The following is a 16,724-nucleotide window of genomic DNA, read 5'->3' as shown; positions in this document are numbered from 1 at the left end:
CGGGACCTGACGGCCGTGTCAGGATCACGGGCGGGGGGCTCGTACGCCTTCGTACGTCCTCGTACGCCCAGGGAGCCGCCCCGTGCCGAACGACGCAGCCGCCCGCCGCAGCCCCCGCCGGGCGGACTTGACGGACTGGGCGGACGGTCTGCCGCCCGCGTCGGGAGCCGTGGTCATGGCCACCGCCGTGCTCTCCGTCGGGCTGCACCTGCTCGGCCTGGAGTGGGCGTCACTGGTCCTGCTCGGCGTGGCGCTGGTGGTCTGGCTCTTCCTCGCCACCGTCTTCGTCCGGCACCTGCTGACCGAACGGGACCGCTGGCACCACGAGATCGACACCCCGCCCGCGCTGACCGCCGTCGCCGCGACGGCGGTCCTGGGCACCCGCATCTCGCTGCTCGGACACCAGCCCGTGTCGGTGGCACTGCTCTGCCTCAGCGTGCTGCTCTGGCCGTTGCTGATGTCCCACGTCATCCGCCACTGGCAGAGCAGGGTGCCGGGCGCCGCCTACCTGGTGTGCGTGGCCACGCAGGCCATCGTCGTGCTCGCCGCCACCGTGGCCACCGCCGACCGGCAGACATGGCTGATGTGGCCCGCCCTCGCCCTCTTCGCCATCGGCCTCGTCCTGTACGCCGTGGTGCTGCTCCGCTTCGACTTCCGCCAGCTCGCCACCGGCCAGGGCGACCACTGGATCATCGCCGGAGCCATGGCCATCTCCGCGCTCGCCGCAGCGGCGCCGCACGGCCCGCTCCGGTGGGCGACCCCGGCGCACGACGCCCTGCGGATCATCACCCTCGTCGCCCTTGGCCTCGCCCTCGCCTGGTACGCGGTGCTCGTCGTCTGCGAACTGCGGTGGCCGCGCCTCCACCACGACGTACGCCGCTGGGCCACCGTCTTCCCCCTCGGCATGACCGCCGTCGCCGCCCTGTCCACCTCCACGGCCGCGGACGTCCCGGCGCTCTGGACCTGCGGGAAGGTGCTGCTCTGGCCCGCGCTCGCGGTCTGGGCCGTGGTCGGGGCGGGCGCGTTCCGTGCGGCGCGCGAGGGCACCGCGCCCCGGGCCCCCGCCGGACTCAGCCCGCCGGGGTGACGGCGGCGGGGGTGACGGCGGCCCCCGGCACCACGCTCCGGGGATCCCCCTGCGCCACGTCACGCGCCACGTCGCGGGCGGTCCGCGCGAAGGTCTCGATCGCCCCCGTGCCGTGCCCTGCCCGCCACACCAGGCCGTACCCGACCGGCTCGGCGTCGGTGAAGGGGACGTACGCGACACCCGGCCGCGTGAAGTACGTCCCGGTGTGGGCGGGAGCGAGGAACGCTCCCTTGCCGCCCGCGACCATCATCAGCGCCTCCTGCATGTTGGTCACGCCGGGACCACGGCCGATCGGTCTGCCGGACGGGGTGCGCGAAGGGACGTGGTGCTCCAGCCAGTAGTCGGGCAGCTCGCCCTCGATCGTCAGGAGCGGTACGTCGGCCAGGTCCTCCAGTGACACCGAGTCCCGCGCGGACAGCGGATGCGCCGATGCGACCGCGAGGACCCGCTCCTCCGCAAGCAGCGCGGGCCCGCCGCCCAGGTCGTCCTCGCGCACCGGGAACTCCGTGAGCTGCACGTCGAACTCGCCCTTGCGCAGCTGCCCGTACGGATCGCCGAGCGGCACCTCGCAGATCTCCACGGCAAGACCCGGATGGCTCACGCGCAGCGCCTCCGTCGCCCGCATCACGATCTCGCCGGCCAGCGGATTGGCGAAGCCCACGTGCAGCACGCTGTCGATGCCGCGCGCGGTGGCCGCGGCCCGCTCGACGGCGGCGTCGATGGCCCGGTGGTGCGGCTCCAGGTCGGCCCGGAGCTGACGGCCGACCGCCGTGAGGCCGACGCGGCGGCTGGTGCGGATGAACAGGGGTGCGCCGACGCGGCGTTCGGTGCGCTGGATCAGCTGGCTCACCCGGGCGCGGGACAGCCGCATGCGCTCGGCCGTCCTGCCGAAGTGCAGCTCCTCGGCCAGGAGCAGAAAGCACTCCAGTTCATCGCGTTCCATCGATGTCCCCCAGGCGGATCGGATCGGTAAGCCTGGTTGAACGAACGTTGCGATCTTCGCCGTTGTTCCGTCCGTACGCCCTGATCGAAGGTGAGTGAGCCGGGAAATCCCGTGCACCACCGATGAATTGGCGGAGAAACGACGTGAGTACGCAGAGAGAGTCATCAGCCGGGGCGCCGAGCGCAGCCCCGGTCGCCCCGTCCGGATTCAAGCCCCGCGAGTGGGGCGTCCTGCTCGTCCTGTGCGGCGCGATCTTCCTCGAAGGCATCGACGTGGCCATGCTCAACGTGGCCCTGCCGTCCATCCGCGCCGACCTGGGCCTCTCCACCGGGTCCCTCCAGTGGGTCATGAGCGCCTACGTCCTCGGCTACGGCGGCTTCATGCTGCTCGGCGGCCGTGCGGCCGACCTCTTCGGACGCCGTCAGATGTTCGTCTTCTGGCTCTCCGTCTTCCTGGTCTTCTCCGGGCTCGGCGGCTTCGCCACCGAGGGCTGGACGCTGATCGTCGCCCGCTTCGTCACCGGCGTCGCCGCGGCCTTCATGACCCCCGCGGGCCTCTCCATCATCACCACGGGCTTCGAGGAGGGCCCGCGGCGCAACAAGGCGCTGCTCTTCTACTCCGGCACCGCCGCGGGCGGCTTCTCGATCGGCCTGGTCGTCGGCGGTCTGCTCACCGCGATCGGCTGGCGCTGGGTCTTCTTCGTGCCCGTGGTGCTCTCCGCCCTGATCCTGGCCGCCGCGCTCGCCTTCGTCCCCAAGTCCCCGCGTCCCGACCGCACCGGGCAGAGCGTCGACCTGTTGGGCGCCTTCACGGTCACCGCGGCGATCGTGCTGCTCGTCCTGGGCGTCGAGCGCGCCTCCCACGCGAGCGCCGCCGCCACGGCCGGCACCCTCGCCGCGGGTCTCGCCCTCCTCGCCGTCTTCGTCGCCGCCGAGCGCCGCTCGCCGTCCCCGCTCGTCCGCCTTGGCATCTTCCGCAGCGGCGCCCTGGTCCGCGCCAACCTCGCGGGTCTCTTCTTCGCGGGCGGCTTCTTCGGATTCCAGTTCCTGGTCGTGCTCTACCTCCAGGAGCTGCGGGACTGGTCCACGCTCCAGACCAGCTTCGCGATGATCGTCGTCGGTATCGACGCGGTGCTCTCGCCCACTCTCACGCCCAAGCTGGTCGAGCGCTTCGGCAACGCCCGCGTGATCTTCGGCGGTCTTCTCCTCGCCGCGCTCTCCTACGCCCTGTTCCTGCCGGTCGGCGCCGACTGGACGTACCTGGCGATGTTCCCCAGCCTGATCGTCCTCGGCCTCGGCTTCGCCCTCACCTACGGACCGCTCACCATCGTCGCCACCCAGGGCGTCAAGGAGGAGGAGCAGGGCCTGGCCGGAGGGCTGCTCTACACCGCCTTCCAGTTCGGCGCCGCGCTCGGCCTCTCCACTGTCACGGCCGTCAACGTCTGGGCCACCACGTCCAGTTCGCCCTCCGCGCAGCTCGACGGCTACCGCGCGGCCCTGTGGGTCCCGCTCGCCGCTGCCCTGCTCGCCGCGCTGATCAGCGCCTTCGGGCTCCGCTCGCGGCCGGGCACGGTGACGGCGTCCGGCACACCCGCGGACGAGCGCACCCCCGAGATCCCCGCGACGAACTGACCCGCCACCCATCGAGCAAGGAGCACCCGCCATGCCCACCACCAAAGTCAGCGACTTCTCCGACCTCCAGGACACGTTCTTCTCGTACGTACGCGACATCAAGTACGCCACGATGATCACCGTCGACCGCAGGAACCGCCCACGGGCCCGCGTCCTGCTCCCCGTCTGGGAGATCGTCGAAGGACGCCCGGTCGGCTGGCTCGCCGCCTACAAGACCCCCGTCAAGACGGCCCACCTGGCCGACAACCCGCACACCACCTACTCCTACTGGAACCCCCGCCAGAACGCCGTCCACGTCGACGCCCTCTCCGCCTGGGCCGACGACGAGGCCTCCAAGCGCCACGCCTGGGACCTCTACACCAGAGGCGGGCCGCCGGGCGTGGGATACGACCCCGTCCACTACTGGCGCGGCGGCCCGGAGGATCCCGAGTACCACGTGATCCGCATCGACCCCTGGCGGATCCAGCTGGTCCGCGGATCGGATCTGCGCAGCACGATCTGGCAGCCCACGCCGGTCACGGCGAATTGATCACCGATAACGCGGGGGCACGCGACGCGGTCGCCGACGGACCTGGCCCAGGAGTTGGCGACCGCGTAGCGTGAGGCGGCATGAAGATCCTGATCAGCGCCGACATGGAGGGCGCCACGGGCGTGACCTGGCCGGCCGACGTGCTGCCCGGTACGCCGCAGTGGGAGCGGTGCCGTTCGATGTTCACATCGGACGTCAACGCCGCCGTGCTCGGCTTCCTCGACGGGGGCGCCGACGAGGTGCTCATCAACGAGGCGCACTGGACCATGCGCAACCTCCTCCTGGAGAACCTCGACGAGCGGGCCCAGATGCTCACCGGGCGGCACAAGTCCCTCTCCATGGTCGAGGGCGTCCAGCACGACGACGTGGACGGCATCGCGTTCATCGGCTACCACGCGGGCGCCGGCATGGAGGGCGTCCTCGCGCACACCTACCTCGCCAACTCGATCACCGGGGTCTGGGTCAACGGCGTCCGGGCGAGCGAGGGACTGCTCAACTCCCACGTCGTCGCCGAGTACGGAGTGCCCGTCGTCCTCGTCACCGGCGACGACCTGGCCTGCGAGGACGCGCTCGGCTACGCGCCCGGGGCCCTGAAGGTCGCCGTCAAGGACCACGTCTCGCGGTACGCGGCGGTCTGCCGCACCCCGAGGCGCACCGCGTCCGACATCCGGGCGGCGGCGAAGGAGGCGGCGAGCCTCGCCGTGCGGCACGACCCGGTTCAGGGCGGCCCGTTCACCGTCGAGCTCGAATTCGACGCCGAGCACCTGTCCATGGCGTCCACCGTCGTGCCGGGCGTGCGACGCACCGGTGAGCGGAAGATCGCTTACACCAGCGAGACCATGTACGAGGGCATTCGTACGTTCAAGGCGGTCACGACGATCGCCTCGGCGGCAGTGGAGGAGCAGTATGGCTGAGGAGCAGCCGGGGCATCAGGTCGCCGGACACGTCGACGGGCAGGCGCTCGACGAGGTGGTCCGGTTCACCTCGGAGCTCATCCGCATCGACACCACGAACCGGGGCGGCGGCGACTGCCGCGAGCGGCCCGCCGCCGAGTACGCCGCCGAGCGCCTCGCCGAAGCCGGGCTTCAGCCGACCCTCCTGGAGCGCACACCAGGGCGTACGAACGTCGTCGCGCGCATCGAGGGCACGGACCCCTCGGCCGACGCGCTGCTCGTGCACGGCCACTTGGACGTCGTGCCGGCCGAGGCCGCCGACTGGACCGTCGACCCGTTCTCCGGGGAGGTCCGCGACGGCGTCGTCTGGGGCCGCGGCGCCATCGACATGAAGAACATGGACGCGATGATCCTCTCCGTGGTGCGCGGCTGGGCGCGCGCGGGAGTGCGGCCCCGGCGGGACATCGTGATCGCGTTCACCGCCGACGAGGAGGCGAGCGCCGAGGACGGTTCCGGGTTCCTCGCCGATCAGCACGCGTCGCTCTTCGAGGGATGCACGGAAGGCATCAGTGAGTCCGGAGCCTTCACCTTCCACGACGGACGCGGCAACCAGCTCTACGCCATCGCCGCGGGGGAGCGCGGCACCGGCTGGCTGAAGCTGACCGCGCGCGGCAAGGCGGGCCACGGCTCGAAGGTGAACCCCGACAACGCCGTGGGCAAGCTCGCGGCCGCCATCTCGCGCATCGGGGACCACCGCTGGCCGGTGCGGATCACGCCAACGGTGCGGGCCGCACTGACCGAACTGGCCGCGCTGTACGGGGAACAGGCAGACCTGGACGCGCCGGGGTTCGACGTGGACGCGCTCCTGGAGAAGCTCGGTCCGGCCGCCGACCTCGTGGCGCCGACCGTGCGCAACAGCGCCAACCCGACGATGCTGCAGGCCGGTTACAAGGTGAACGTGATCCCCGGCGAGGCCGTCGCCTATGTGGACGGCCGCTTTCTGCCAGGCGGGGAGGAAGAGTTCGCCGTCACTCTTGACCGGCTCACCGGAGCGGACGTCGACTGGGAGTTCCACCACCGTGAGGTGGCGCTCCAGGCGCCGGTCCACTCGTCGACGTACGCGAAGATGCGCGCGGCCGTCGAGGAGTTCGCGCCCGAGGGGCACGTCGTGCCGTACTGCATGTCCGGCGGCACGGACGCCAAGCAGTTCTCACGACTCGGCATCACCGGCTACGGCTTCTCGCCGCTGAAGACACCGGAGGGTTTCGACTACCAGGCGCTCTTCCACGGGGTCGACGAACGCGTCCCGGTCGACGCGCTGCACTTCGGCGTCCGCGTCCTCGACCGCTATCTGAGAACGGCCTAGGGAACACAACCGATCATGGGGGAAGAGAAGGACATGATGGAGACCCAGGCTTACGGATCATGGCCGTCACCCATCGACGCGGCGCTCGCCGCGGCCCACGACGGCTCACCGGCCCACGTGGGTTTCGTCGGGGACGAGGCGTGGTGGACCGAGCCGAGGCCCGCCGAAGGCGGCAGGCGCGCCCTGATCCGGCGGCGTCCGGGCGGCGCGGAGGAGTCCGTGCTGCCCGAGCCGTGGAACGTGCGCAGCCGGGTCATGGAGTACGGGGGGCGGTCCTGGGCCGGGGCCGTGGGGCCTGAGGGGCCGCTGGTGGTGTTCGCCGATTTCGCGGACCAGCGCCTGTACGCGTACGAGCCCGACACCCCCGCAGCCGCGCCGCGCCCGCTGACCCCGCTCTCCGGCGTGGGCGGCGGCCTGCGGTACGTCGACCTGTGCGTGCACCTGGACCGGGGCGAGGTCTGGTGCGTCCTGGAGGAGTTCACCGGCCAGGGGCCGACCGATGTGCGGCGGGTCGCCGTCGCCGTGCCGCTCGACGGATCGGCGGCCGACGACCGCGCGGCGGTGCGGGAACTCTCCGACGACCGGCACCGGTTCATCACGGGGCCCCGCCTCTCGCCGGACGGCGCGCGCGTGGCGTGGATCGCCTGGGATCACCCCCGGATGCCGTGGGACGGCACGGAACTCCTCGTCGCCGAGATCAGGGCGGACGGCACGTTCGGCGCGCCGCGGGTGTACGCGGGCGGCCCGGAGGAGTCCATCGCGCAGGTGGAGTGGGCGCCCGACGGACGGCTCCTGTTCGCGAGCGACCGGACCGGGTGGTGGAACCTCTACCGCACGGACCCGGTGAACGGCGGGCACGAAGCCCCGGTCTGTCCGCGCCAGGAGGAGTTCGCGGGCCCCCTGTGGCAGGTCGGCTCCGGCTGGTTCGCACCCCTGGACAGCGGCCTGGTCGCCGTCGTGCACGGCAAGGGCGCCACCGCGCTCGGCGTGCTCGACCCGGAGACCGGCGAGGTCGTCGACGCGGCAGGACCCTGGACGGAGTGGTCGGCGACCGTCGCGGTGAACGGCACCCGCGCCGTCGGCGTCGCGGCGAGCCCCCGCAGCGCGTACGAGGTCGTGGAGCTGGACACCAGCACCGGCCGCGCCCGGGTGATCGGCGCCGCGCACGACGACCCGGTGGACACCGCGTACTACCCCGAGCCGCGCATCCGCACGTTCAGCGGCCCGGCGGGCCGCGAGATCCACGCGCACGTCTACCCTCCGCACCACCCGACCCGCGTCGCCCCCGACGACGAACTCCCGCCGTACGTGGTGTGGGTGCACGGCGGCCCCACCGGCCGCTCCCCGCTCGTGCTCGACCTGGAGATCGCCTACTTCACCTCGCGCGGCATCGGCGTCGCGGAGGTCAACTACGGCGGCTCGACCGGCTACGGCCGCGCGTACCGCAACCGCCTGCGCGAGCAGTGGGGCATCGTCGACGTCGAGGACTGCGCGGCCGTCGCGCTCGCGCTCGCCGACGAGGGCACCGCCGACCGCGACCGCCTCGCCATCCGCGGCGGCAGCGCGGGCGGCTGGACCACGGCGGCCTCGCTGACCACGACGGACGTGTACGCCTGCGGCACGATCATCTACCCGGTCCTCGACCTCACGGAGTGGGCCGCGGGCGGCACCCATGACTTCGAGTCGCGGTACCTGGACTCGATGATCGGACCGTTCGACGAGGTGCCGACGCGGTACGTGGAGCGTTCCCCCGCGGAGCACGCCGACCGGGTCAGCGTGCCCTTCCTGCTGCTCCAGGGGCTCGACGACGTGATCTGCCCGCCCGAGCAGGCGGAGCGGTTCGTCTCCGAGCTCGAAGGGCGGGGCGTGCCGTACGCCTACATCGCCTTCGAGGGCGAGGGGCACGGATTCCGTCGCGCGGACACGCTGATCCGCGCCCTGGAGGCGGAACTCTCCCTCTACGCCCAGGTGTTCCGCCTGAACCTGTCCGGTGGCGCCCCCACCCTGGAGCTCGCCAAGTGAACCCCCTGACGCGTCCCGCGCGGCTGACCCCGGGCGCGCGGGTCGCCGTCGTGGCGCCCAGCGGCCCGGTGCCGGGCGACCAGCTGGACGCGGGGCTCGACATCCTGCGCGGCTGGGACCTGGAACCGGTCGTCGCTCCCCATGTCCTGGACCGGCACCGGAAGTTCGACTACCTCGCGGGCGTGGACGCCGACCGGGCGCGGGACCTGGAGCACGCCTGGTGCGACCCTTCCGTGGCCGCCGTGTTCTGCGCGCGCGGCGGGTACGGAGCCGCGCGCATGGTGGACCTCCTGGACTGGCCGGCGATGCGTGCGGCCGGGCCCAAGGTGTTCCTCGGCTACAGCGACATCACCACGCTGCACGAGGCGTTCGCCGCGCGGCTCGGCCTCGCCACGCTGCACGGGCCGATGACCGCCGTCGTCGACTTCCTGAAGAGCACGCGGGCGCAGGAGCACCTGCGCGCGACGCTCTTCGAGCCGGAGTCGGTACAGGTGATCGCTCCGGAGGGGGCGGCCGCGCTGGTTCCGGGGAGGGCGCGCGGAGTCACCCTCGGCGGGTGCGTGAGCCTCCTGGCGGCGGAGCTCGGCACGCCCGGGGCGCGGGTGTCCGCGCGGGGCGGGATCCTGTGCGTCGAGGACATAGGCGAGGAGGCCTACAGCCTGGACCGCATCCTCACGCAGCTCTCGCGGTCCGGCTGGCTGGACGGCGTCGCGGGGATCGCCCTCGGGTCGTGGGTGGACTGCGAGCCGCCCGGCATGGTGCGGGCGCTCTTCCGCGACCGGCTCGGCGGTCTCGGGGTGCCGGTCGTCGAGGAGTTCGGCTTCGGGCACTGCGAGGGGGCACTGACGGTTCCGTTCGGGGTCGCGGGTGAACTGGACGCGGAGGCGGGGACGTTGACGCTGGATGTACCCGCGCTGGTGTGAGGACCGCGGCCGCGTGAGTGCGTGCCCGTTCGCTGAAGTCCCTCGCTGATTCCCCTCACTGAATCTCCGTCAACTCCTGGCGAGAAACTCCTGTCACGAGCGTTGACCCACGCCTGACACGTGTCACAACATGACCCCTGGCCGGTTACTTACCGGTCGGTAGTCGGCTGTCCTCAGCGTGGAGGTCTCGTGTCCCGTCGTACCGCGTCCCGTCGTGCCGTCTCCCGCTCCCGCTCCCGCGCGCCGCTCGCACTCGCCGTCGGCGCCGCCCTCGCCGCGCCCCTGGCGCTCGCGGCGCCCGCGCCCGCGAGCGCCACCGGCCAATTCACGGTCACCCCGCTGAAGTTCACGGTCGACGCGGGCGGCAGGAGGTGCACCGTCGACGCCGACCTCTACCGCCCCGCCGGCGTGGACGCCGCGCACCCCGCGCCCGCCGTCCTCACCACCAACGGCTTCGGCGGCAGCAAGTCGGACGGCTCGACCGCGGCCACCGGCAAGGCCTTCGCCGAGCGCGGCTATGTCGGGCTCGTCTACTCGGGGCTCGGCTTCGGCAAGTCCGGCTGCCTGATCTCGCTCGACGACCCGAAGACCGACGGCAAGGCCGCCTCCGGGCTCGTCGACTTCCTCGCCGGGAAGCGCGCGGCCGACGACGGCACGACGGTCGACTACGTCACCAAGGACGGCAAGGCCGATCCCCGCGTCGGCATGATCGGCGGTTCGTACGGCGGGGCGGTCCAGATGGCGACGGCCGCCGTGGACCACCGGGTCGACGCCCTCGTACCGATGATCACCTGGAACGACCTGAGCTACTCGCTGGACCCGAACAACGCCTTTGACCGCAGCGTCCCCGGCGCCTCCAAATGGCAGTGGATGAACGGCTTCTACCTCATCGGCGAGGGCCAGCCGCTCCTGGAGCCGAGCCTTGACCCGTCCCGCATCAACTCCCTGACCTGCCTGCACTTCGTCACGAAGGCCTGCGAGACGATCCGCACGCTCAACTCGGGCCGCTACCCCGCCGACAAGACCGAGGCACTCCAGGAGTACGCGCGCAGCGTCTCGCCCGTCTCGTACCTGCCGCAGGTCAAGGCGCCCACCCTGCTGATCCAGGGCCAGGCCGACAGCCTCTTCAACCTGAACGAGGCGCAGGCGACGTATGAGACGCTCAAGGCGCAGGGCACCACGACGAAGATGATCTGGCAGTCCTGGGGCCACAGTGGAGGCCTCACCGACGCCGCGTCCGGTGAACTCAACCTCTCCGAGGGCAACTTGGAGACGAGCTACGTCGGCAAGCGCGTCCTGGCGTGGTTCGACCGCTACCTCCGGCAGAACAAGGGCGCCGACACCGGACCCGCCTTCGCCTACCACCAGGACTGGGTCCCCGTCGACAGCGGACCGAACGGCACCTACGCGACGGCATCGAAGGTGCCCGCCCTGAGCCAGAAGCTGTATCTGTCCGGTGACGGCAAGCTCGTCGACAACCGGAAGAAGGTCGCGCGCGGCAGCCGCGAGTACCGCAACTGGCTGATCCCCACCAGCCACTCCGAGAGCTCACTCGCCGGCATGATCGGCCTGCCCGACCCCGCCCCGCGCGACACCAAGGGCACCTACCTCGACTGGACGACCGAGCCGCTGACCACGGCCGTGGACGTCGTCGGCTCCGCGAAGGCCACCCTGAAGGTCGTCTCGCCCAGGACCGAGAGGGTGCAGAACTCCGGCGACGCGGCCGACAAGCTGGTCCTCTTCGCCAAGCTCTACGACATCGCGCCCGACGGCAAGAAGACGCTTCAGCACCGGCTCGTGGCGCCTGTGCGCGTGCCGGACGTGACGAAGCCGTTCACCGTGTCGCTGCCGGGGATCGTGCACCGGTACGAAGCGGGGCACAGGCTGCAGTTCGTGGTGGCGGCCAGCGATGACGCGTATGCCGGGAACAGGGGGGTGAAGCCGGTGACCGTCACCAGCGCGCCCGACGACACCGGGGTGATCCAGCTGCCCGTCGTCCGCTGAGCCTCCTGGAGCTCACCCGGGCTCACCCGGACGGCCCACACCCCCACCCCGGAGGGGCACCCACCGCGCGCGAACCCGGCCCAGCTGCCCATGCTGGTCACCGGGGGAGGCCGGTCGAATGCTCCGACGGAAGGGTTCACGATGAGTCCCAGCACCTCCTCGGGCGGCTCCAAGGGCAGCTCGGGCGGCGGCGGTGGCGCAGTGACGCCCGGCAGGATCGTCGTCGCCCTGCTCGCCGTCCTCACCTTGGTCTTCATCTTCGAGAACACCCGCAGCACCAAGATCAGGCTGTTGATCCCCGAAGTGACCGTGCCGCTGTGGATGGCCCTGTTCGGCACGGCGGTCATCGGTGCGCTGTGCGGGGCGTACTACATGCGGAGGCGCAAGTGAGGATGCTCATCAGGCGTGCGGGAGTCGTCGCGGGCGCCACGCTCGCCGCGGGCGTCATGACCGTGACGACCGCGGCGGCGGCAGGACCGCCGATGCCGGACTTCCGGGGGCAGGGCCTCGCGCGGGTCTTCTCCGGGGTCGACTACCGCACCCGCGTCGAGGTGCGGGACGTCAGCGGCCACCAGCGCAACGTCCTGTGGCCGCTCAGCTGGAAGGTGTGCACGCAGTCTCCGGCGCCCGGCAAGGAACTGACCGGGCAGACGGTCACCATCGGCGTCGTGAAGAAGGCCGAGCGCTGCCCCGTATAGGGAGCGGCTAGCGTGTCCGGATGTCCGACGACACCGTCCATCTCGCCGAGGGGCCCCGCGTGGGCATACGCCCCTTCACCCACGCCGACGGCCCCGAGTTCACCGCACGCGCGCGGGAGAGCCGGGAGCTGCACCGCCCCTGGCTCTTCCCGCCCACCACGGACGAGGCCTACGCCGCGTACGCGGGCGCGCTCATCGAGGGCCGGGGCAAGGCGGGGTTCCTGGTGTGTGACCGGGAGGCGGACGGTGCCATCGCCGGGTTCATCAACATCAACAACATCGTCGCGGGCGCCTTCCGGTGCGGGGCGCTGGGGTACGGCGCCTTCGCGCACGCGGCGGGCCGTGGGCTGATGGGGGAGGGGCTCGGGCTCGTCGTGCGGTACGCCTTCGCGGTGCTCGACCTGCACCGCCTGGAGATCAACGTCCAGCCGGGCAACACCGCGTCGATCGCGCTCGCCCGCCGCTGCGGGTTCCGCCTCGAGGGTTTCTCGCCGGACTTCCTCTTCGTCGACGGGGCGTGGCGCGATCACCAGCGGTGGGCGCTGACCGCCGGGACGACCGGCTAGCGGCGCGACGGCTTCCGGTTGATCTTCATGGTGTCCATGTCCGTCGCCGAGCACTTCAGGTCGCGGAAGCCGAGGCCGCGTGCCCGCAGTGCCGTCTCAGCCCGGTCCTCCGCGAGCGCCTGAGCCATCTCCTCGCCGTCCTCGGCGTCCGAGAGGACCTCGAAGCGGTACGTGAAGCGCTTGAGCGTGCGGTCGTACGAGAGCGAGCCCTCCGGCGTGAACTGGAACTGCGACAGGCTCTGCTCCCCGACCTCGGACAGGAGCAGGTCCCGCGCCGCGTCCGTCAGGCCGTCCCACGTGCCCCGGACGATCACCCGGTAGGTGTGCTGCGTGCCCATGCTGTGCGTCCCGCTCTCTCGCCGTTCACCGAAGGCCTCAGCGTACGTCGCGGGCGTGCCGCGCGCCTTTGCATAATCCTGACCGGGAGAGCCCCTGGTCGGGACGGCGACGACCGTGTTCCATGGTGATCGTGACGACCACCGTGCGACGTGACGTACTGACGCTGCCCGCCGCCCCGTTGGGCCCCGAGAACCCCCTGCCGCCCCTGCGGCCGCTCCGTGAGGTGCACACCCTGGACGAGCGCGGCAGACAGGGGCTTCCGCGCGACATGGCGCGGCAGCTGGGGTACGAGCCGCTGCGCGGCATCCTGCCGACGCGGGTGCTCGACGGGTACGGACGCGAGCGGACCGAGACCACGCTCGACACCCTGGTCATCGAGAACGACCGGCTGCGCGCCACCGTCCTGCCGGGTTTCGGCGGCCGTGTCCACTCCCTCTTCCACAAGCCGACCGGACGTGAACTCCTCTACCGCAACCCGGTGTTGCAGCCCGCCGCCTTCGCGCTCAACGGCGCCTGGTTCTCCGGCGGCATCGAGTGGAACATCGGCGCCACCGGCCATACGACCCTGTCCTGCGCGCCGCTGCACGCCGCGCGCGTGACGGCGCCCGACGGCGGCGAGATGCTGCGGCTCTGGGAGTGGGAGCGGCTGCGGGACGTGCCGTTCCAGGTGGACCTGTGGCTGCCCGAGGGGTCCGACTTCCTCCATGTCGGCGTGCGCATCCGCAATCCGCACGAGAAGGCGGTGCCGGTCTACTGGTGGTCCAACATCGCGGTGCCGCAGGAGCGCAGGGTCCTCGCCCCGGCAGACGAGGCCTGGCACTTCGGGTACGAGGGTGGCCTGCGCCGGGTGGCGGTGCCCGAGACCGGCGGGGTGGACCGGACGTACCCGCCCCGCAGCGAGTACGCGGCGGACTACTTCTACGACGTACCGGACCGGGCCCGGCGCTGGATAGCCGCCCTCGACGACGACGGGCACGGCCTCGTCCAGACGTCGACCGACCTGCTGCGCGGCCGCAAGCTCTTCGTGTGGGGCTCCGGCACGGGCGGGCAGCGCTGGCAGGAGTGGCTGACGGAGCCGGGCACCGGCGGGTACGCGGAGATCCAGGCGGGCCTCGCGCGCACGCAGCTCGAGCACGTACGCCTGGACTCCGAGAGCGAGTTCACGTGGCTGGAGTCGTACGGCCCGCTGTCGGCGGACCCGGCCCTGGTGCACGGCGGCGACTGGCCCGCCGCGCGTGAGGAGGCGCGGGCGCGGCTCGCCGACGCGCTGCCGCGGGCCGCGGTGGAGGAGGCGTACGACGCGTGGCGGCCGTGCGCGGACACCGAGCCGGGCGAGGTGCTCGCCACCGGGTCGGGGTGGGGCGCGCTCGAAGTCCTGCGCGCGGACCACAAGTTGCCGGGCACGCCGTTCGCCGAGGGCACGCTGGGCCCCGAACAGGAGCCGTGGCTCGAGCTGTTGCACTCCGGCGCCGTCCCCGAGCCGCGCCGGGTGGCGCCGCCGGGGCCGACCCTGGTCGCCCCGCACTGGCGGGACATGCTGGAGACGGCGCCCGCGCGGCCGGTCGCCGAGTACCACCTGGGCGTGGCGCAGTGGCACGCGGGCGACCGTGCGCAGGCGGTGCGCAGCTGGGAGCGCGGCCTCGAACTCGCCCCATCGCGCTGGCCGTTGCTGCGGTGCCTCGCGGTCGCCGACCAGGATTCGGACCACATCGAGCGCGCCGCGGACCGGTACGCGGAAGCCTTCGACGACCTGTGCCAGGAGCGGCGCGACGACGGCACCCTGTGGACGTCCGCGAGTGCGGCCCTCGGCAGGGAGGCGATAGGCGTCCTGCTCGCCGCCGGACGGCAGGCGGCGGCGCGCGGCGTGTGGGAGCGGCTGCCCGAATCCACGCGGGCGGAGGGCCGCTTCCGCCTCGTCGAGGTCCAACTGCTCCTGGCCGAGGGGGAGAGGGACGCGGCGCGGGCGATATTCGACGAGGGCTTCGAGGTGGCCGACCTGCGCGAGGGCGCCGAGGTCCTGGGCGAGCTGTGGCACGCGGCGACCGACGAGAAGCTGCCCGCCCGGTACGACTACCGGATGCGGGCAGCCTCGGAGGAGTGAAGGCCCTGGGGGGGCGGGGCAGCCGCCCCCCAGGGAGTCGGCGGGGCGCAGGGCTTCGGACCGGTGGGTGGTCCTGGGGGCGGGAGTTGGCCGCCCCCCAGGGCATCGGCTACGCCAACTCGCCGTTCCTGGCCACGATGTCGCCGTGGTGGTCACCATGCCCGGCTGCGGCGGATCCGCCCTGGCCTGTGGCGGGTTGCTCCTCGCGTATGAGGAGGAGTCGGCGGGGCGCGGGGCTTCGGGGTGGTGGGTGGTCCTGGGGGCGGGAGTCGGTCGCCCCCAGGGGGTCGGGCTACGCCAACTCGCCGTTCCTGGCCACGACCTGGCCGCCGTGGACGACCATGTCCCGCTGCGGCATGTCCACCAGGACCTGCGGCAGGCACTCGCCGCGGACGAGGATGAAGTCGGCGGGGGCGCCGGGCTTCAGGTCCGCGTGGTCGAGGCCCATCACGTCGGCGCCGCCGTGCGCGCCCACGCCGTAGCAGTCGGCGAGTTCGTCGTCGAGGCGGACGTCGGTGACCCAGCCGAGTATGTGCGCGCGGTGCAGCATGTCGGCGTTGCCGAACGGGCTCCACGAGTCGCGCACCCCGTCCGAGCCGAGCCCGACCCGCACGCCGTGCTCGCGCAGCTTCGCGATCGGCAGGACGAGCGACTCGTTCGGCGCGACCGTCGTCAGGGAGATGTCCTGCTCGCCCAAGTCGGCCGCCATCTTGTCCAGTTCGGCGCCGGACAGGTTCGGCAGGCAGAAGACGTGGCTGACCGTGACCTTGCCGCGCAGGGAGAGGGCGCGGGTGCGGTCGATGATGGCCCGCAGGACCTTCGTGCCCTTCTCGTCGCGGTCGTGCAGGTGGATGTCCACGCCGACCCCGTGCCGGTCCGCGAGGCCGAAGACGAGGTCGAGCTGCTCGTCCATCGCGTTGTCGAAGCTGATCGGGTCGATGCCGCCGACCAGATCGATCGCGCCGGAACGGGCCGCTTCCTCCAGGAGCTCCGCCGTGCCCGGGGTCCGGATCACGCCGTGCTGCGGGAAGGCCACGACCTGCACGTCCAGGGCGTGCCCGAGCCGCTTGCGGGCCGCGTTCACGCCCTCGACGCCGGCCAGGTCGTACGCGGGCGCCACGTCCACGTGGGCGCGCATCGCGCGGGTGCCCCGGGTCACGGCGTGCGCCATCAGGCCGTACGCCCGCTCGCCGACGGGCCGCGGCTGGCTCTTGAACACCTCCACGTCCTGGGCGCAGTAATCCGCGATGCCGCTCGCCGGCTTCCGCGTGATCCAGGAGCTGCCCCACGTCGTCTTGTCCGGGTGGATGTGGGCGTCCACGAGCGAGGGCAGGGCGACCCGGCCGCCGCCGTCGATCACCTTGGCGCCCTTGGGGGCCCGGCCGTCCGTGATCCGGCCGTCGACCACCGTGAGGTCGACGGGCTTCTTCGCGCCGAAGGGGCGGACGTTGCGGAACACCACGGCCTGGGGGCGGTGGCCGTCGCCACGGGACGAGGCGGTGGCCGGGGAGCCGGCCGCCACGGCGGCTCCGGTACCGGCGAACGCGGCGGCGGCGCCGAGCACGCCGCGACGGGAGAGAGGCGTCATAGGGGTCTCCTTCGGGGATGGGGTGCGCAGATGA

Annotated in this window: 15 protein-coding genes; 12 read left to right on the top strand and 3 right to left on the bottom strand. The window is 72.3% G+C overall.

Annotated elements, in window-relative coordinates:
• The first annotated feature begins 82 nt into the window (after positions 1–82).
• Positions 83–1,087 carry a tellurite resistance/C4-dicarboxylate transporter family protein gene (locus ABZ833_RS11375; protein WP_361044295.1) on the top strand — a complete coding sequence of 335 codons (1,005 nt, stop codon included), beginning with the start codon at positions 83–85 and terminating at the stop codon, positions 1,085–1,087.
• On the opposite strand, the gene ABZ833_RS11370 is transcribed toward ABZ833_RS11375, so the two are convergent.
• Positions 1,071–2,030 (bottom strand): LysR family transcriptional regulator, encoded by a 960-nt coding sequence (locus tag ABZ833_RS11370; protein ID WP_361044292.1) that lies wholly within the window; start codon positions 2,028–2,030, stop codon positions 1,071–1,073. The genes ABZ833_RS11375 and ABZ833_RS11370 overlap by 17 nt on opposite strands.
• Before the next feature lie 230 nt (positions 2,031–2,260).
• On the opposite strand from ABZ833_RS11370, the gene ABZ833_RS11365 reads away from it, so the two are divergent.
• From ABZ833_RS11365 to ABZ833_RS11320, 10 genes are all read left to right on the top strand, one after another.
• Positions 2,261–3,661: an MFS transporter gene (locus tag ABZ833_RS11365; RefSeq protein ID WP_361044801.1), complete on the top strand. Its 1,401-nt coding sequence runs from the start codon at positions 2,261–2,263 to the stop codon at positions 3,659–3,661.
• A gap of 31 nt (positions 3,662–3,692) precedes the next feature.
• A complete protein-coding gene (locus ABZ833_RS11360) occupies positions 3,693–4,190 on the top strand; it encodes a pyridoxamine 5'-phosphate oxidase family protein (RefSeq protein WP_361044290.1) in 498 nt (165 codons plus the stop codon).
• A gap of 80 nt (positions 4,191–4,270) precedes the next feature.
• Positions 4,271–5,104: a M55 family metallopeptidase gene (locus tag ABZ833_RS11355; RefSeq protein WP_361044287.1), complete on the top strand. Its 834-nt coding sequence runs from the start codon at positions 4,271–4,273 to the stop codon at positions 5,102–5,104.
• A complete protein-coding gene (locus ABZ833_RS11350; RefSeq protein WP_249586724.1) occupies positions 5,097–6,449 on the top strand; it encodes a M20/M25/M40 family metallo-hydrolase in 1,353 nt (450 codons plus the stop codon). The genes ABZ833_RS11355 and ABZ833_RS11350 overlap by 8 nt, the downstream gene beginning before the upstream one ends.
• Positions 6,450–6,485: 36 nt before the next feature.
• Complete coding sequence (locus ABZ833_RS11345) at positions 6,486–8,471, top strand: LpqB family beta-propeller domain-containing protein (protein WP_361044798.1); 1,986 nt, start codon at positions 6,486–6,488, stop codon at positions 8,469–8,471.
• Positions 8,468–9,394 carry an LD-carboxypeptidase gene (locus ABZ833_RS11340; protein ID WP_361044285.1) on the top strand — a complete coding sequence of 309 codons (927 nt, stop codon included), beginning with the start codon at positions 8,468–8,470 and terminating at the stop codon, positions 9,392–9,394. Before ABZ833_RS11345 ends, ABZ833_RS11340 begins: the two co-directional genes overlap by 4 nt.
• A 282-nt stretch (positions 9,395–9,676) precedes the next feature.
• Positions 9,677–11,398, top strand: coding sequence for a CocE/NonD family hydrolase (locus ABZ833_RS11335; protein ID WP_361044795.1), 1,722 nt, complete (start codon positions 9,677–9,679; stop codon positions 11,396–11,398).
• Positions 11,399–11,539: 141 nt separating this feature from the next.
• Complete coding sequence (locus tag ABZ833_RS11330; protein WP_249586721.1) at positions 11,540–11,788, top strand: DUF1049 domain-containing protein; 249 nt, start codon at positions 11,540–11,542, stop codon at positions 11,786–11,788.
• Between the two features lie 2 nt (positions 11,789–11,790).
• A complete protein-coding gene (locus tag ABZ833_RS11325) occupies positions 11,791–12,096 on the top strand; it encodes a hypothetical protein (protein ID WP_361044792.1) in 306 nt (101 codons plus the stop codon).
• A gap of 20 nt (positions 12,097–12,116) precedes the next feature.
• On the top strand, positions 12,117–12,662 hold the full coding sequence (locus ABZ833_RS11320) for a GNAT family protein (RefSeq protein WP_361044282.1): 546 nt from the start codon (positions 12,117–12,119) through the stop codon (positions 12,660–12,662).
• Here the strand turns inward: ABZ833_RS11320 and ABZ833_RS11315 are convergent.
• Positions 12,659–13,000, bottom strand: coding sequence for a DUF6204 family protein (locus ABZ833_RS11315; protein ID WP_361044279.1), 342 nt, complete (start codon positions 12,998–13,000; stop codon positions 12,659–12,661). The genes ABZ833_RS11320 and ABZ833_RS11315 overlap by 4 nt on opposite strands.
• 122 nt (positions 13,001–13,122) lie before the next feature.
• On the opposite strand from ABZ833_RS11315, the gene ABZ833_RS11310 reads away from it, so the two are divergent.
• Complete coding sequence (locus ABZ833_RS11310; RefSeq protein WP_361044277.1) at positions 13,123–15,102, top strand: DUF5107 domain-containing protein; 1,980 nt, start codon at positions 13,123–13,125, stop codon at positions 15,100–15,102.
• 292 nt (positions 15,103–15,394) lie between these two features.
• On the opposite strand, the gene ABZ833_RS11305 is transcribed toward ABZ833_RS11310, so the two are convergent.
• A complete protein-coding gene (locus ABZ833_RS11305; protein ID WP_361044275.1) occupies positions 15,395–16,690 on the bottom strand; it encodes an amidohydrolase family protein in 1,296 nt (431 codons plus the stop codon).
• Between the last annotated feature and the right edge of the window lie 34 nt (positions 16,691–16,724).

The organism is Streptomyces sp. NPDC047525 (assembly GCF_040643025.1).
In the GTDB taxonomy this organism is placed as follows: Bacteria; Actinomycetota; Actinomycetes; order Streptomycetales; family Streptomycetaceae; genus Streptomyces; species Streptomyces durmitorensis.
This window is presented reverse-complemented; position numbering and strand designations above follow the sequence as displayed.

What these genes read in the sequence shown, in the direction of transcription:
- ABZ833_RS11370 (WP_361044292.1), bottom strand. Translation starts at nt 2,030, where the DNA reads ATGGAACGCGATGAACTGGAGTGCTTTCTGCTCCTGGCCGAGGAGCTG.
- ABZ833_RS11305 (WP_361044275.1), bottom strand. Translation starts at nt 16,690, where the DNA reads ATGACGCCTCTCTCCCGTCGCGGCGTGCTCGGCGCCGCCGCCGCGTTC.
- ABZ833_RS11325 (WP_361044792.1), top strand. Translation starts at nt 11,791, where the DNA reads ATGCTCATCAGGCGTGCGGGAGTCGTCGCGGGCGCCACGCTCGCCGCG.
- ABZ833_RS11315 (WP_361044279.1), bottom strand. Translation starts at nt 13,000, where the DNA reads ATGGGCACGCAGCACACCTACCGGGTGATCGTCCGGGGCACGTGGGAC.
- ABZ833_RS11330 (WP_249586721.1), top strand. Translation starts at nt 11,540, where the DNA reads ATGAGTCCCAGCACCTCCTCGGGCGGCTCCAAGGGCAGCTCGGGCGGC.
- ABZ833_RS11355 (WP_361044287.1), top strand. Translation starts at nt 4,271, where the DNA reads ATGAAGATCCTGATCAGCGCCGACATGGAGGGCGCCACGGGCGTGACC.
- ABZ833_RS11320 (WP_361044282.1), top strand. Translation starts at nt 12,117, where the DNA reads ATGTCCGACGACACCGTCCATCTCGCCGAGGGGCCCCGCGTGGGCATA.
- ABZ833_RS11350 (WP_249586724.1), top strand. Translation starts at nt 5,097, where the DNA reads ATGGCTGAGGAGCAGCCGGGGCATCAGGTCGCCGGACACGTCGACGGG.
- ABZ833_RS11360 (WP_361044290.1), top strand. Translation starts at nt 3,693, where the DNA reads ATGCCCACCACCAAAGTCAGCGACTTCTCCGACCTCCAGGACACGTTC.
- ABZ833_RS11345 (WP_361044798.1), top strand. Translation starts at nt 6,486, where the DNA reads ATGGAGACCCAGGCTTACGGATCATGGCCGTCACCCATCGACGCGGCG.
- ABZ833_RS11310 (WP_361044277.1), top strand. Translation starts at nt 13,123, where the DNA reads ATGGTGATCGTGACGACCACCGTGCGACGTGACGTACTGACGCTGCCC.